The 14,847-nt window shown below is 64.1% G+C and carries 11 protein-coding genes; 6 read left to right on the top strand and 5 right to left on the bottom strand.

Features of this window, described 5'->3' with window-relative positions; genetic code table 11:
* The first annotated feature begins 26 nt into the window (after nucleotides 1-26).
* A complete protein-coding gene (locus tag ACQP2D_RS27395) occupies nucleotides 27-1,871 on the top strand; it encodes a type IV secretory system conjugative DNA transfer family protein (protein WP_433678790.1) in 1,845 nt (614 codons plus the stop codon).
* Nucleotides 1,868-2,734, top strand: coding sequence for a DUF4913 domain-containing protein (locus ACQP2D_RS27390; RefSeq protein ID WP_433678789.1), 867 nt, complete (start codon nucleotides 1,868-1,870; stop codon nucleotides 2,732-2,734). The genes ACQP2D_RS27395 and ACQP2D_RS27390 overlap by 4 nt, the downstream gene beginning before the upstream one ends.
* 147 nt (nucleotides 2,735-2,881) lie before the next feature.
* On the opposite strand, the gene ACQP2D_RS27385 is transcribed toward ACQP2D_RS27390, so the two are convergent.
* The 4 genes from ACQP2D_RS27385 to ACQP2D_RS27370 all read right to left on the bottom strand — a co-directional run bounded on the left by ACQP2D_RS27385 (nucleotide 2,882) and on the right by ACQP2D_RS27370 (nucleotide 7,243).
* Complete coding sequence (locus ACQP2D_RS27385) at nucleotides 2,882-4,921, bottom strand: CHAT domain-containing protein (protein WP_433678788.1); 2,040 nt, start codon at nucleotides 4,919-4,921, stop codon at nucleotides 2,882-2,884.
* Between the two features lie 108 nt (nucleotides 4,922-5,029).
* Nucleotides 5,030-5,377: a hypothetical protein gene (locus ACQP2D_RS27380; protein ID WP_433678787.1), complete on the bottom strand. Its 348-nt coding sequence runs from the start codon at nucleotides 5,375-5,377 to the stop codon at nucleotides 5,030-5,032.
* Nucleotides 5,378-5,436: 59 nt separating this feature from the next.
* Nucleotides 5,437-5,874 carry a hypothetical protein gene (locus ACQP2D_RS27375; protein WP_433678786.1) on the bottom strand — a complete coding sequence of 146 codons (438 nt, stop codon included), beginning with the start codon at nucleotides 5,872-5,874 and terminating at the stop codon, nucleotides 5,437-5,439.
* Between the two features lie 724 nt (nucleotides 5,875-6,598).
* The gene (locus ACQP2D_RS27370) at nucleotides 6,599-7,243 is read right to left on the bottom strand and encodes an IS110 family transposase (RefSeq protein ID WP_433678785.1); all 645 of its coding nucleotides are present in this window, start codon (nucleotides 7,241-7,243) and stop codon (nucleotides 6,599-6,601) included.
* A gap of 327 nt (nucleotides 7,244-7,570) precedes the next feature.
* Here ACQP2D_RS27370 and ACQP2D_RS27365 point away from each other — a divergent pair, with 327 nt between their 5' ends.
* The 4 genes from ACQP2D_RS27365 to ACQP2D_RS27350 all read left to right on the top strand — a co-directional run bounded on the left by ACQP2D_RS27365 (nucleotide 7,571) and on the right by ACQP2D_RS27350 (nucleotide 8,561).
* Nucleotides 7,571-7,699, top strand: a complete 129-nt coding sequence (locus ACQP2D_RS27365) for a hypothetical protein (protein WP_433678784.1) — start codon at nucleotides 7,571-7,573, stop codon at nucleotides 7,697-7,699.
* A gap of 39 nt (nucleotides 7,700-7,738) precedes the next feature.
* Entirely contained in the window at nucleotides 7,739-7,933 is a 195-nt protein-coding gene (locus tag ACQP2D_RS27360) for a hypothetical protein (RefSeq protein WP_433685780.1), read from the top strand.
* Nucleotides 7,854-8,135 (top strand): hypothetical protein, encoded by a 282-nt coding sequence (locus ACQP2D_RS27355; RefSeq protein ID WP_433685779.1) that lies wholly within the window; start codon nucleotides 7,854-7,856, stop codon nucleotides 8,133-8,135. Before ACQP2D_RS27360 ends, ACQP2D_RS27355 begins: the two co-directional genes overlap by 80 nt.
* Nucleotides 8,136-8,384: 249 nt before the next feature.
* Nucleotides 8,385-8,561, top strand: a complete 177-nt coding sequence (locus ACQP2D_RS27350; RefSeq protein ID WP_433678783.1) for a hypothetical protein — start codon at nucleotides 8,385-8,387, stop codon at nucleotides 8,559-8,561.
* A 43-nt stretch (nucleotides 8,562-8,604) separates the two neighbouring features.
* On the opposite strand, the gene mobF is transcribed toward ACQP2D_RS27350, so the two are convergent.
* Complete coding sequence (gene mobF, locus ACQP2D_RS27345) at nucleotides 8,605-14,790, bottom strand: MobF family relaxase (protein WP_433678782.1); 6,186 nt, start codon at nucleotides 14,788-14,790, stop codon at nucleotides 8,605-8,607.
* Nucleotides 14,791-14,847: the final 57 nt, after the last annotated feature.

The following is a 14,847-nucleotide window of genomic DNA, read 5'->3' as shown; positions in this document are numbered from 1 at the left end:
GGCAGCTTTGTCTGGGAGTGCCGTCGATGAGCGCCGCACGCGAATCACGGCGCCGGACAACCGCGGGGATGGGTCCGGAGCTGACCAAACTCGTCGTGCTGCTGGCGGCGATTGTCCTCGGATTGTGCTTGTGGGGTGCGCTGAGCGTGGGCAGCCTCTGGGCGGGGCTGCCGGTGCAGATGAATCCCACCGCCGCGCTGGTGGAAGTCGTAATGGGGCAACGGCGATGGCCGTGGCAGTCGACCCTGATCACCGCCGCTATGGCCGCGGCCGCCGCAGCGGTGGGATGGCGGAGCTGGCGCCGTCGCGGTGGTAGACGACCCGAGGTCGACGCGGCCGCCAGGACAATGCAACGCCCACGGGATCTGCGGATCGCTCGAGTCAGCGACAACGCCACCGCCGCGCAGCGGCTGCTGGCCGACGCGCCGCCGCAGATCCGGGACATGAAGGGCCCGCCGCTGGGGACAACAGTCGCTGGCGATGTCGCACTACATGTGCCCGCGGAGTTGGGGGCGTTCTTCGAGGCAGGCACCCGCACCGGAAAGACCATGGCGTGGGCGGTGCCCGCGGTGCTGTCGGGGTGGGGGCCGGTACTGGCGACCTCGAACAAACCGGACCTGTTGCGGCACACCCATGTCGGCCGCGAGCAGCGTGGCCGGGTGTGGATGTCGGATCTGCAAGGAGTCACCGGAGAGGTGGTGTGCGGATTCTGGGTCGATCTGCTGCAGCAAGTGAAAACTTTGGCGGCGGCCCGCAAACTCGCTTCGTTCTTCGTTTCCGCCTCGAAAGAGGCTGGGGCAAAGGTTGATTCGTACTTCGACGGTGGCGCGCAAGAATTGCTTGCGAGCTACATCTTCGCCGCCGCATCGGCGGGGGGAGACCTGCTGCACGTCGTGGAATGGTTGGGGCGCGACCAGGACGAGACACCCGCGTTGCTGCTGCGCAAGGCGGGCAACGAGGTTGTGGCTCACCGCATTCTGGAAACACAGGCCCTCTACAGCCGTCAACGCGACGGCCTCTACGACATGGCGCGACGGTTTCTGAACGTGCTGAGCGACGCCGCCTACGCGCGCATGGTGACCCCGCCGAGCCGACGGAGCATCAGCGCCCACGAAGGTCCCGACGAGCAGGTCATCGTTGAGATCGAACAAGCCGAGCCCACCCACGATCTGCCCGAGTTCGACCCACGCGCGTTCGTCCGGTCCACCGACACTTTGTATGCGTTGAGCATGGCTGGGCCGGACTCGGCGTCCCCGCTGACCGCGGCGCTGGTGGGACAGTTGCTGGAGTCCGCGCTCACCGTGGCGCGGGCGCGCCCGGATGGACGGCTGGCGGTGCCGATGCTGGGGGTGCTGGATGAGGCCGCAAATTGCTGCCCGATCGCGGCGCTGCCGGACTACTACACCTACGCCGGAGGACACGGCGTAGTGCTGCTGACCTTCCTGCAGGTCCTCGAACAAGGCAAGGACCTATGGGGCGAGAACGGACTACGGATCATCCGCGCGCAGTCCATCGAGGTCTACGGCGGCGGGATCGGTGACACCGAATTCCTCGGCCAATGGTCGGCGCTCAGCGACGAACACGATGTCGCCGACTACTCCCACAGCGTCGGCCCGGGCGGGATCAACCGCAGCCGCAGTTGGCGGGGCGAGCCGATCTTCAACGTGGCGGCGCTGGCGGCGTTGCCGAAAGATCGTGCGCTGGTGCGGCTGCCAGGGCACAAACCGGTACTCATCCGCAAGATCTGGTGGCAGAATACCGAATTCGCGGTGGTCATCCAACAATCCCTGGACCGATACGCCAAGGCCGCCTCATCGAAGGCAGCTGTGCTCACCGAGGTTGCCGCGCCGACCGGAGACGAGCCGCGATGACCGGCAAACAAAAGCGCACACCACCCCCGCCGAAGTACCGCGACTTCGTCACCTTCGCTCAAGCGTGGCTTTTGCCGGTTGTCAATGTGCGCTTGGCCGAAGGCAATCGGGAAGGCACCTACACATGGTGCCCGTTGTGGTGGAGCCATCGCGCGGTGTCGGTGCGGATCGCGCATCTACACCCGGCATTCGAAACCTCACGGGCCCGCACCGATGGGGGCGCGGTCAGCTCGTATCTGCTGCACCATGTCGACGCGCACTTCCGGGTGATCATGGACGCCGCCAACGGGCCCCTGCATCGCTGCACCCGCAAGACACATGTCGCGGTCCCCTCGCTCACAGCCGAACCGGTGCCGCCCGGCTGGTTCGGACTGGCGACACCCACGACACCGCCACCGCGACCGGCATCAGGTGAGGCCCCCGACCAACCGCCGCCATTGCGGTTCACCAGCTTCGTCGACTTCGTCGAACAATGGCTGCTGCCAGTGACATGCTTCCGCTTGGCGGGCAAGAACCGGGAGGGCAACCTCACCTGGTGTCGGCAGTGGTGGCGGCACAGAGCCGTTGCGGTGCGCTTCGCCGCACTGCACGCGGTATTCGAGGCCGCTCGCCGCAGCGACGACGGCACCGCGATGAGCAGCCTGTTCATCAACCACATAGACCTGCATATGCGCATGATCCTCGATGCGGCCAACGGGCCACTGTATCGATGCTCACCCGAACACCACAACGACATAGCCGCCTTGTCGTTCCGGACGGTACCCGAAGGGTGGTTCGGGATGCCCGGGGATGAGATCCCGGTCGAGGCGGCAGGATTCGGACCCGACTTCCGGATGCTCAGCGAGGCGTTCAGAACGTACTGAGTGAGCGTCCGAAAACTTCGGTCACGCCTGGGTGAGTCAGCGCGATCTCGTGATGGTGGTGGCGATGTGGTTCATTTCCTCGTGGTGGTCGGCCTGGACCTGTAGTCACGGATGCAGCGGCGGTGTTTGGTGATCCCCTGGTTGTTCTTACCAACGTCCGAACAGACACAGCCCGCCTGTCAAGGGGCGCAAGGCCGGGTCAAGCTGCATTGAGGCGGCCAGTACCGCTTGCGCGAACGAGTGGCCGTCTGCGTAGAGACAATATGCATCCGCGAGGAGGGCGCCGCTCGTGGCGTCATCGATCTCCCACATGCCTCCGAGTACTAGCGAGGCTCCGCCGGCGATGGTTGCTAGAGAAGCCGCGATGGAGTTGTTGTTCAGCGATGAGCGCCCAGACCAGCAGCAGCCGAGATTTACAACCGGGGGTAGCGGCAGTTCGAGAAAAGAAAGCAACGGGACTCGCGCGTGACCGAAATCGAACTCGAACTCCACACCGGATGAAAAGGATCCATGTGCGCCAATGGAGAGGAGGTCGAAGTTCGCTTCGACGAGCAGTGTTCTTAGCTCGGCAAAGCTCGTTGCAGAACGATAGTCGATCCGGTGTTCTCTGTGCAACGACGATAGTGCCAGGTGTTCCGCAGTCGCGCCTTCCATGTCTGGGTTGAAGAATGAAACCACACGCCTGAAATCAGTCAGTGGAGGTGGCTGAAGACGCATCGCTGCAGCGGCAGAGGGAACGATGGCGAATTGTGAAATGATAGAGGGAACGATTAGCATCCAAGGAAGTTCCCACGCAGTCGGGTCCGGCATTATGCAGACTCCGTGCGCGTTGTCGCTGGCCTCTAGCTTTTCGAAGATCAAATCTCCGAGCCAAGCCAACTCGCTCGGGTGTGCGGTCTCCGATTCCTCATTGAGCGTGCGGGTGAACATGGCGGCCTGTTGATGAGTTAGAGGTGTGTCTCGAACTGTGCAGAAGTCGTGGTTGGCTCGCAGTGTAAGTACCCTGATGTAGTTGCCGGACAAATCCGGTTCAGACGGATCGCCCACGTCATGGATGATTTCGACCCACACGAAGGACGTGTCGGGTAGGCACGTCTTCAGATCGGCCAAGCTGACCAACTGTGGATCGCGCTGCAGCGAGTCCACCATCGAATTGTCCGTCAGCGACTTAGTGACAGTGGCAAGGTCGTCCAGATTATGATCGAGAGCGACACCCATTCGAGTATCCGCAATAAAGTCAACGACCTGAGCGGCGATGTTCGATCCTGGGTATTCGAGATCCACCTTGGCTGCGGCAGTGCTGTAGTCGGCAAAGATATCGTCAACCGGCAGAAGGGGCTTTGCTTTACCGACGTGATCATTTGCCAGCCTGAGCATGCTCAGGCGAAAATCTGATGGAGTTTTGAGCTGCCCCGAACGTAGTTTGAATATTTCGGAGTAGAGCCGAAAGGCGCCTGTTTGCCCCAGAGTTTCTGCATCGCCAGTTGCCAAACCGAACCAGTGTGCGGCGTCCACGTAATTGCCCGCCTCGGCCGCTGCGGCAGCTCGCTTGATTGCGGATCCGCCCTGTGACTTCGCGCTCTCTGTCATCCACCTGAGAATCCGTTGTACCCGCCTGTTCGCGGGATCGGACCACTTGACAGCAAGTAATTGAGCTCGACACTCGGCGCGTAACCGTGTGAACTCGGATGGGTTTGTCCGAACTGCTGGAAGCTGCGTGTGATAGAATGCGAAGAGCGCCGTGTATCCTGGTGAATGCGAACGATTACCAGCCGCCTGCAAGACGCGCCCTAGCAATTCTGAACGCCCTGCGTCATGGGCAGCCGCTGCTGCAGCGCAGAGCGCTCTGGAATGGCTTTTCTTATCATGGGTGCGGTCAATCAGAAACAGGAGTGATTGGACTACGGCAGAAACTGTTGACGAGTCGACCTGATACGCATCGTGGTCATCCACACACTCGGCAAGAATCTCTAATGCCGAAGCATCGGAATTTTTGTCTCCAAAAGTGTCGGCGAAGTTCATGGCTGCAATGCCGTGCATTGCAACTCGGGCGCAGATCCGTGCCAGTTCCGATGCTGCAATTCCAACAACGATACTTGAAATCGAGTCGGCGACCGAAGGCCGTGCGGACTCGAGTAGGTCCAGGACAAATTCAGCGTCGTGCTTGAAAAAGGCCCGGCGTCGCATCAGCTCAAATGAACGATCAACGATTTTGAGCCGAGCTAGATCATCCTCGCCCAGCGAACTTAGTGATACTGGTTGTGAGGCGCTTCGTGCGGTTGAGCGAAACCGCAATTATCCTTCTCCATCTGGGAAGAGCGTTTTGGTCAGCATCTGTGTGATGGCGTCGACGTCGATTTCGCCAGTCACCTCCAATGTTACTTCACCACCAGGTCCTTTAGCAGAGATCGTTGTACGTTCCCCCGTGGTCGCTGCTTGCTTCGGCAGGAACTTGTGAATTCTGTTCGACACATCGGAAAAGGTTGAAGGTGCTTGAAGTATCGCCAGTACTGTGGTTGCCCCCGTAAGGACTGAAAATGCGATCTGCCACGTGCTGCGACGCGGCGGTGCTGGAGAAACGCCAGGAGTACCTTGAAGTATCTCGGCGAGTTCGATTGGAACAGTCACGCGAATGGTGGTCATATAGATCCTGGAGCAGTGATTGAATGATTGTGCGGAAAGTGACGAATCGAGGGAGTCAGCTACTTCGTTCGCCAACCGGCGACGCCGAATGAGAGTCCCGTCAGTCCGCTGATACCACCGACGATTATGGTGGCAACGGATGCGCCACCAGAGGCGACGGATGCGGTGATAGTGCCGACACCACCACCGGCGAATACGCCGAAAAGCGCGTAGTACAACTCTCGTTGTCGGCCCGCCCTCGCTGACGCTTTCGTGCGGTCGTCGAATGCCTGCTTGACGTCGCTGCCATCGAGTACAGTGCCGCCGCGTTGTTGCGCTACGCCCACAGCGGCAACGCCCAACTCGGCCGCGAACTGGTCTGTTAGCTTCAAGAGCTGTGTCAGGCCGTCGTCCGTGAGGCCGGAGGGCCCGCTGTGTCCGGCCATCGCCGCTTCGATCGCGCTAGTTGGATGAGGGCGGAGAGAACCGGAAGCGATCGGGAGACGCTGGGTTGTCATTCGGGATCCTGCCCGTTCTCCCTGTCGGACGTGGCCACAAGTTGTTTCAGTTCGGCCTCGCGACTCCGTTGAGCTTGTCGGAATCCGTCTGAGTGCTTGACTGGTGAGTCCTGGAGGTCGACAAGCTGGCCTACGAGATTACGGACGGCGTCGCGTGTGCTCGGGTCATCTTTGAGGCCGTCGAGAACGACTTCTCTACGCCCACTGGGCCCATCGACCGTCACACGTATCTCGGTTGGTAGCTTGCCTAGCGTTCGGCCCCACGCAATTCGGACGGCCAAGGCGAGGCCAGCAGTCGCCAGGCCCGGAATGATAGCTGTGACAACCTCATTCATCACGGGTATTACAGTACCGCACTAATGCCGCTGTGCACCTGAAAAGTACTGCTAGGCAAGAAGTTGATTTACCGCGCTGTATACGCTGAGCGCGTGGATCCGAAGGGGTATCGCTTCATTCGTATCGTGCCCTGACCTGTCAGCCCTAGGCGCAGAGCTCGGGATCGGAACGCGGCGGGCCGTGGCGCGTATGAAACCTACATGCTGGGTGGCGGTCGTCGACGCAGCGGGCCGCGTTGCTCCAGTTGATGTCTGCTTGGTCATCGAGGGCGTGGCTCACTCTCACCCCGCAGCCTTTCCCGGGTTATCGCCGGCGGTGACGATCAACTGGGCGGCGGTGTCAGGACCGACGCCGAGAGCTGAACGCAGAGCAGGACACAGAACCACGGTCAATTCGTTGAGCTCGCCGGTGAGGGTGTCAACCTGCTCGTTGAGGAAAGTGACTCGATCGGCGAGTGCCTTTGCAGGAGTGAATATTCCAAGATCATGGGCTCGGCATGAGCGCTGGGACGGGTGCGGGTGAGCTCGGCGATGAGCTCTTTGGAGGTGTGATGGCGGAATCTGGCGCGCACCGATTCCGGCGCGCTGACGAGCAGGGCCTTGATCTGGTTGATCGAGGCGGTGCGGGCCTTGACCGCCGAGCGCCGCGCACTGAGCAGTGCTCGGACCACGCTGGTCCGCTCGTCCTTGGGCTCTGACACACCATGCCCGGACAAGGCGGCCCGCGCTGCGGCATAGGAGTCCAGAGTGTCGGACTTACCTTTGCAGCGTCGCGCCGCACGATCCGGACGGCAGACCTCGACAACCGGAATACCCTCTGCAGCAAGGGCTCTGGTCAATCCAGCACCATAGCTGCTGGTGCCTTCCACCCCGACCACACGAGGAACGCCATGACGGCTGAGGAACTCGATGGCCGACCGATAGCCCGATTTGGTCGTCGGGAACTCCCGATCAGCCACCGGCTGACCGGTCACCGAGATTACGGCGAGATGGATGTGTCGACATGTGTGTCGGCGCCGCCGATGATCTCGCACGAGTCGGTCATGCTTGCTGGTTCTGCCTTCCGTGATGTCGGTGAAAGCGCACCGGCCGCGCGGACAGACAAGACATTGACGAGGCGAAACCAAGCCCCTATTAGGTCATCCCCACATAGCCGACATGCTCGAAGCGTTCCCGCCCGAGCCGGCGGACCAAAGTCAGGACAACCCAGCAGGGCGTCAGTCAGTGATAGAGCAACGACCTGAACGGGAACGCATCACATCATCAATGTCGGTGATCTTGGAATTCGGTGTATGTAGCGGCTGGCGGGCTGCCGCACTGCGAGGCACGAATACTGCTGCGTCCCTTGAAGGAACAGGTGAATGTCACTCGGACCCGGTCTGGCCAAGACGGTCCCGTTGCTGACGGTGCGGGTGGCCCGCGCCAGTAATCCCCGTGGCACCACGGCGATGTGGATACGTGATCGGCTCGAAAACCTCTGGAGCAACTAGGATTTCGCCGATTGGTATCCGCGCGACGGGCAGCCAGGTCTGTCCCCGGCCCAGCTGGCCACCGTGTGCGTGCTGCAGTACGTGCTGGACCTGTCCGACCGGCAGGCGGCCGAGGCCGTGCGCTGCCCGTATCGATTTCAAGTACGCGCTCGGCCTGGAGTTGGACGACCCCGGCTTCCACCACAGCGTGCTGAGCGATTTCCGCGACCGGCTGGCCGAAGGCGACCGCGCTGACCGCTTGCTCGATCTTGCTCTGGCCCGGCTCACCGCTGCCGGACTGGTGCGCGAGCGCACTACCCAGCGCACCGACTCCACCCACGTGTTGGCCGCGGTGCGCGAGTTCACCCGGCTCGAGCTGGTCACCGAGGCTGTCCGCGCGGCACTCAAAGAACTTGCCCGTTGTGCCCCGCATGTCCTTGACCGGTGTGGTCGATGAGGAGTGGGGACGCCGCTACGGCCGCCCGGTGCGCCTGGGCAAGAATCCGACCCGGCCCAAGACCAGGATCCTCACCGCCGGCGAGGACGCCTGCCGACTGCTGGAGCATCTGCGGGGCACGAGCCAGACTACCTGTCCGGCCCCCAGATCCAGGCTCTGCGGCAGATCGTCCTGCAGAACAACAACCGCGATTACAAAGGCCGCCTTTCGTTGGCGCACTGACGATGACGGCGGTCTGCCCCCTCGACCGTGGCGATCGTTTCTCCCTACGACATCCAGGCCCGCTACGCGCGCGGGGGACAAGTCACCAGGTGGAAGGGGTTCCTGGTCCACCTGACCGAAACGTGTGCACCCGAGGGCGCCAACGTGATCACCGATGTGGCCACCATCCCGGCCACCACAAACGATGCCCAGGTCCTTCCCTGAATCCACCCTCGCCTACAGCGTCGCGCACCGGAGATGGACAGGGCTAGAGACCGAGGTCCTGGCCGCGTGCCTCTGCCGCCCGTTCGTCGGGCGCCGGTGCGGTGGCTGATGAGGCCCGGGCGTGTCGGTGTTGGTCTTCCATCGCGCGCTGCCGCGGGGTCAGCTGCGCTCGGCGCCGCTGTTCTGCTTGCAACGCGCGCAGTTCGCGGTTGGCGTGTGTCGTGTCAGATTGCGATGCTGCGTTCGGGTTGCTGCGGATGTCGGTGTGCTGCGCGCCGGCAAGGACCAGGTCCCATCCTGCGGGTGGTCCGACGAGTAGCTGCGCGTCGCGATGGGCGTCCTGGGCGGCGCGTCGCGCAAGGTCTCGGTCGGTGATCAGTTGTCGCTTGTGGGCATCGGCGGCGGTGAGGGCTGCTTGGGCTGCCGCCAGATCTGCACGGGCACTGGCGGTTTGTCGTGTGAGGGCCTCCAGTTGTTCCAGGACGCGCTGAGCGGGGTTGGGTTGTCTGGTCAACTCCGCGGTGCGCATGGTGAGTGAGTCCATCGCCATCCGGGCAGCGGCGACCTCAGCGCGCCTGCGTGCACCTTGTCGACCTATCGCTTGGATTTCGTCGTTGACGGAGTCCACGGCGGCAACTGCAGCGCGGGCCTTCGCGATGGCGTCCGCTGCAGTGGTCTCGCTGGCGCGGTGATCGGGAACGGGGTTGTGTGCGGCGGGGCCGTCCAACGCCGCATCCAACGAGTCAGCGAGCGCTATCTGTTGGTGTACATCACCGATCCGCTGGGCGAGTTCGCTGTCGGTGAGCGCCTTCGGGGCATCCGGGGTGGCCGCAGCGATGTCGAGGCCGTGGTCTGTGATCCAGTCGGCGATGACGCGGCGTCCGGCGCGGCTGCGCATGCGGCGGTAGTCCCGGCGCAGAAACGCGATCGCATCGGCAGCAGATCGTGTGTCGGCGACGAACGCGCACCGTGCTCGTAGGTAGCGGGCGGGATCGTGGACGGGGATGCCGGGTAGTCCTTCAGTACGGCAGTCCGAGCACAATCCGTCGTCGCATTCGCTGCCCCGAGTGTGCTGATCGATCGCGGGGCGGTCCATGGTGGGCCGCTCCAATCCGCACCCGACACACGGCAGATCCCACGGGCCGCGCACGGAATCCGCGTCGTAGTCCCGGTATTCGGCAGACACCGTGGAATACCGGGACCGGGGATCGGCGGTGGGTTCGGCTGCGGCATCGACGTATTCCTCGTGTTCGGCGGCGGCGTCGATCAGGTATTGATGTGGCCGTTGGTCGAGGTATTGGTCGTGTTCGTCGAGGCGATCGTTGCGGCCCGGTTGTGGAGGCCGGCGACGTTGAGGATCGACCCAGCGGCGGCTGTCACGTGGCATGTGGTCGTCACGGCGGTAGGCCGGTGGGCGGTACACGCCGGGATCGGTGTCGGGAATGCAGGCGCGGATGAGTTCGGCGTGTTCGGGATGCTGCTGGGCCGCCCATTCCAGCTTGGCTCGGGCTATCGGGAAGGCGTAGGCGCGCAGGGTTGCTTCCACCCTGCGCATCATGCGGAGCTGTTCGTCGTTGGCTTGGTCGGTCAGCCTGGCGATCGCTTGGGCGAAGCCGATGCCGCCCGATCGGAACAAACCGGTGACGACAACGATGTCGTCGGACAAGTGTTCGGCGCCGGAGAGGTCAGCGCCGTCCGGTGCTGGGGTGTGGTGATCTGGCGCGGCGGAGTGAGCTGGCGCAGGTTGGGGCTCTGGTCCGGTGGTGGGTGGATTGTGATCGGGGATGGTGTGGGCGTCCTCGGTCATACTGTGCTCCACGTCGGGGGGGAGATCGGTGGCAAGGTCACCTGGTGCTGGGGGTGCGTCGTCGGGGTTGCCGGTGTCGTCGTCGAGGTCAGGGGGTTCGTCCGGCGTTGGGGGGTCCGGATAGGTCGGGACGTTGTGGATGATCGCGTCGATGCGCCATGCCAGCGCGATGGCGAACTGGTCGGGCCGTAGCAGGTCGCTGCGGTCGGCGCGGCCGCCGAGCAGCAGTTCGCTGGCGAGTTCGAGGAGTTCGCTGGGTGTCCACTGCGTTGGGTCGGCGCGTTCGATCGCGGCGACGACTTTGGTCCAGGCGGGGTCGGCCATGACCCGCTCGGCGGCCTCGTCTCCGAGGACCGCTCGCAGCACCGGCGTCCACTGTGGTGCGAGCCGCGCCGAGGCTGCGGCCGCTGCGGTGGAGTCCAGTGCGCTGGGGTCCAGCGGCAGCCGAGACCACAACGCCGCGGCGGGAAGCTCGTCGGGCAGTGGCCGCAGCGCGGCGGCTGTGGTGAGCATGGTCTCGACATCGATGCCGGCCCGGTCGGCGGTGTCGAGATGGTCGGCCAGAACGGGCCAGAACGCATCCTGGGTAATGCGGACGTCGATGCGTTTTGCCAGCGGCGCCCATGTGTTGACCGCGAGGTTGACATCACCGATAGCCTCGGTCACCCGCGCGGCGAGGTGTTGGTGATAGCGGCGTTCGGCGGCGGTGAATCGTGATGGCCCACACGGGCGCAGGTCCTGGGTATCGACCTGGCACGCCGCCCGCCACACCGCGATCTCGGCCAGGAGTTCGGGGTCGGTTCCCACCAGTGGCCGTGCCCACACCGGAGCGGTCGACGGGGTGAACTCGCGCGCTTGGCTGGTGATGGCGGCGGCTAGTTCGGTGATGATTCGCGCTCGCGCGGACAGGAATTCACCGAAATCGGAATCGGTGTCGATGCCGGTGGGGATGCCCGGTAGCCATGGCAGCGGGCCCGGGGTCGCTGAATGCGACCCGGAAACATCCAGGCGCCAGTCCAGCACTGCGGCGATGTTGTCGGCGGTGTCGAGTTCACGAGCACCGATGGCGGTGGACAGCGCCGCGATGGGGTCGCGTCCGCGCAAGGCGATCGTCGCCAGGTTCTGGCGCAGCACCGGGTATCCGGGATTGCTGGTCAGTGATGGCAGAACCCGTTCGACATCGGCGTCGAGTTGGGTCATCGCTTCCTCGCCGAGGGCGTGTTCGGTGGCCAACCCGAGCGCGTCGAGGAAGACGTCGGTGGCGTGTGCGAGCCGCAGCCAGGGATCGAGAGCATCGGCCAACTCTGTGTGGGCTGAGCGTTGCCCGCCGATGCGGCTGAGGATGCGGATCAGGACATCGACCGCGGTGCGGGGCAGCAGCGCGAGCTCTGTCCAGAAGGATTGCTCGGAGCCGTCGATCGCGGTTGTCACGTAAACGTGATTGGCCAGCCAACCACGGGTCAGCGCGACATAGAGCTGCTCACGAGACTCATGGCCGGTCAATGCGGTATGACAGGTCCCTACGGTGATCCCCTGCACCGCGTTGACGGTGGCCGCCCACCCCAACCGAACATGGGAGGCGACGTAGTCGCCCGGCAATCTGACGCGTCCGCCCAACTGGCGGCCCCTCATCAGGCGCGCGGCGGTGATCGAGCCGTCGGCGTGCACAGCGGTGACCACCCACTGATAACCGTTGCGCACATAGTCGTCGGCACCGAGGCGGATGCGGGGATTGTTGAGACCGGTGCGGATCGTGTCACCCACTGAAGCGCGCTGCTCATCGGCGAGGTCGACCTCCAGACCGCGCACACCGCCGGTTCCGGCCAGGCGGTTCTCGCGGGCGAGCTGGTTGAGTTCGGCGACGATCGCATGCGTCGGGGCGAGCATGATGGTGTCGCGGCCGGCGGTGTAGTCGGCCAACCATCCAGCGAAGGTCCCCTCGACCACAGCGGCGGGACTGCCGACATGGACTCGGCCGCGGTCGAGGTAGAAACCCAAACCGGCTGGATCACCCTCGCGCACAAGCAGACTCGCCGACCCTTCAGCGCGATCAGCGAACCGCACGACATGGGTCAGTGTTTGGGTCAAGTCCCCGGCCGCGTCGATCATGTCGATGACCGCGCCACCGGACTCGATGGCCGAGAGCTGCTGGTCATCGCCGATCATCCGTACCGTCGCGCCCCGCGAGCGCAGGAAGATCAGCATCCGCAGCCGGTCGGCGTCGGAGATCTGGATGTGCTCGTCGACCACGACCAAGGTGTCGGCGCCGATATCGAGCACCCACTGCGGCAACGACGGCGGAAGCGTCCCGGTGTCCTGCAGCAGCCGCTGCCGCGTGGGGGTGTGTTTGGACAGAACATCGAGTAGTTTGTCCACGGTCGCGACACGGGTTCCGATATCGTCGCCGAGCACACGCACCGACCGCGCGGTCGGTGCCAGCCCCAGCACCGTTCCGCCGGTCGCTATCCACGCGCCGACAAGGACTTTCATGGTGCTGGTCTTGCCGGTGCCAGCGGGGGCGTTGCAGATCTGGATACGCGCACCGGAGGTAGCGAAGCTGGCGATCGTGGCGATCTGGCCTTCGTTGAGCTGCCTATCGCGGTTGTCGGGGTCACGGTTGTAGGCGGCCGCTGCCGCGGTGACAACCGCCATGGGCACTGTGCGAGCTCCGGTTTCACGGGCCATCTCGATCAACCGGGCCTCGATATCGAGGACTTTCGGCGAGGTATAGAGCTGGGAATCGGCCGCGCTGTAGACCGAGGTGCCATCCGCGCGGCGGAATAGCGTGGGAGCCGAACGCAATCCGGGTTCGGCACGAATGTCCGGATCACCCCGAGCCAGGGAACGGCCCGGCGCCAGAGCAGCGTCGGTAACCGCGCGGGTCACCTGTGCCCACTGGAGCGGATGGATCTTCCCGCGGACCAGCCGCTCGACCTCGCTGCGCACATGGGTGCGCCGCCAGATCGACCGCTCAGCTGACACCGTCGCGATCACCCGGTCCGCGCACCGCGCGATCCACGTGTCATCGACGACAGCGCGGTGAACACTGCGCTGCCGCAAGGCGGTCGACAGCATCGCCGCCAACTGCGCGCGCCCGCCGAGGACCGCTATTGCTTGCTGGCGCCAGATCGCGCGCTGTTCGGCCAGCGACCGCAGCGGATGTTTGGCGGCGCGGGTGTCCAGCGTCGCCTTCTGCATCAGCCGATACATTTCGTCCGCGGTGGGTTCGCGACCGAGTTCGTGCTGAAACTGCACCGTGAGTTCGCCCAGGCGGGCCGTGATTGCCGCGTCGCGACTGGACCAGAACTCGTTGAGTCTCGGATCGACGCCGATGATTTCGCGGATCGAGCGTTTGGCGGGATCGGTGCCCGGTCGCTCGGCGAAGTGCAGACCCAGCATCGTCTCGAGATGCATCTCGAGCCGGGTGTTGTAGATCTCGCTGGCACACACCGCCGCCCGGTAGAACATCGTCCCGTCCAACGTGCGCCACAGGCCACCGTCGCGGGTACGGACCCGGTTGGCCACCACAACATGGGTGTGCAGATCGGGATCCCCCTGGCCTGCGTCAGCCCCAGCACGGGAATCGCGATGGTCGAATGTCGCCGCGATCAGCCCATCGACATCGACCTGGCGCACCCCGTTGCGGCCGAGACGGGTGTAGGCCGCGTTGGCTTCGAGGTAGGCGATCGCGTCCTGCACCGCCGCGTGGTGGGCCGCTTCGATCTTCTCCGAAATATGTCGTGGTGCGAGGGCCCACAACGTCGAGACCGACTTCACCGGAGAGAATGTCCAGTCGAATCCGGCGACGGCGGTGGTGCGCTGGCGGGAGGCGCGAGCAACCCACCCGGACAACTCGCGAACATCCAGCGGCGGGCGCCCGATCTGCTCGGCGAACATCGTGCGAGCGACCGCGGTGCGCAGGCGCGCCCGCTCCTCATCGGGGATCGCCGCGTACTCATCGAGTCCGAGCCCGACGTTGTAATCGCTGTATGCGAGCGCGCATCGCCGCCGAAACTCGGTGGCGCCACTGTAGATACGGAAAGGCGACCCCAACCGCGACGCCTGGCCAGCGGCGCGTTTGGCGTCTTTGCGTTTCGCGCCGCGACCGAGTTCGTGGGCGACGATCGTGTCTTCGATTGCATCGGCCTGCGGGTGGCGTCCCTCACCGAAGAGCGCCTTCATCTGCGCCTCGGTGACGATGTCTCCGGCCTTCACACGCGAACACTTCAGACGCCGGCCGCGATAGAACACCGTCAACCCATGAAGGCCCGTTCCGAGCCATCGTCCAGGTGATTCACCATGGGCGGAGTAGTAGTCCGACAACGGTTCCCGGCCACGGGAACCGTCATGAGCCGCGACATGGCGGGTGTAATACTCGTATCCATCGCCCGCGGTGATTTTGTGAAGAGTCGCGGTCACCATTCCATGACAGGCCGCGAATCACCTCGAGTACCAGGCTCTGCATTAATGCAGAAAGCA

The sequence above is a fragment of the Nocardia sp. CA-119907 genome, assembly GCF_050955995.1.
Taxonomy (GTDB): domain Bacteria; phylum Actinomycetota; class Actinomycetes; order Mycobacteriales; family Mycobacteriaceae; genus Nocardia.
Note: the sequence above shows the minus strand (reverse complement) of the source record. Positions and strands in the feature narration are given on the sequence as shown.

Coding starts and splice junctions, on each gene's coding strand:
- ACQP2D_RS27385 (WP_433678788.1), bottom strand. CDS start 4,921: ATGCGACGCCGGGCCTTTTTCAAGCACGACGCTGAATTTGTCCTGGAC.
- ACQP2D_RS27375 (WP_433678786.1), bottom strand. CDS start 5,874: ATGACAACCCAGCGTCTCCCGATCGCTTCCGGTTCTCTCCGCCCTCAT.
- ACQP2D_RS27395 (WP_433678790.1), top strand. CDS start 27: ATGAGCGCCGCACGCGAATCACGGCGCCGGACAACCGCGGGGATGGGT.
- ACQP2D_RS27390 (WP_433678789.1), top strand. CDS start 1,868: ATGACCGGCAAACAAAAGCGCACACCACCCCCGCCGAAGTACCGCGAC.
- ACQP2D_RS27365 (WP_433678784.1), top strand. CDS start 7,571: ATGTCACTCGGACCCGGTCTGGCCAAGACGGTCCCGTTGCTGACGGTG.
- ACQP2D_RS27380 (WP_433678787.1), bottom strand. CDS start 5,377: ATGACCACCATTCGCGTGACTGTTCCAATCGAACTCGCCGAGATACTT.
- mobF (WP_433678782.1), bottom strand. CDS start 14,790: ATGGTGACCGCGACTCTTCACAAAATCACCGCGGGCGATGGATACGAG.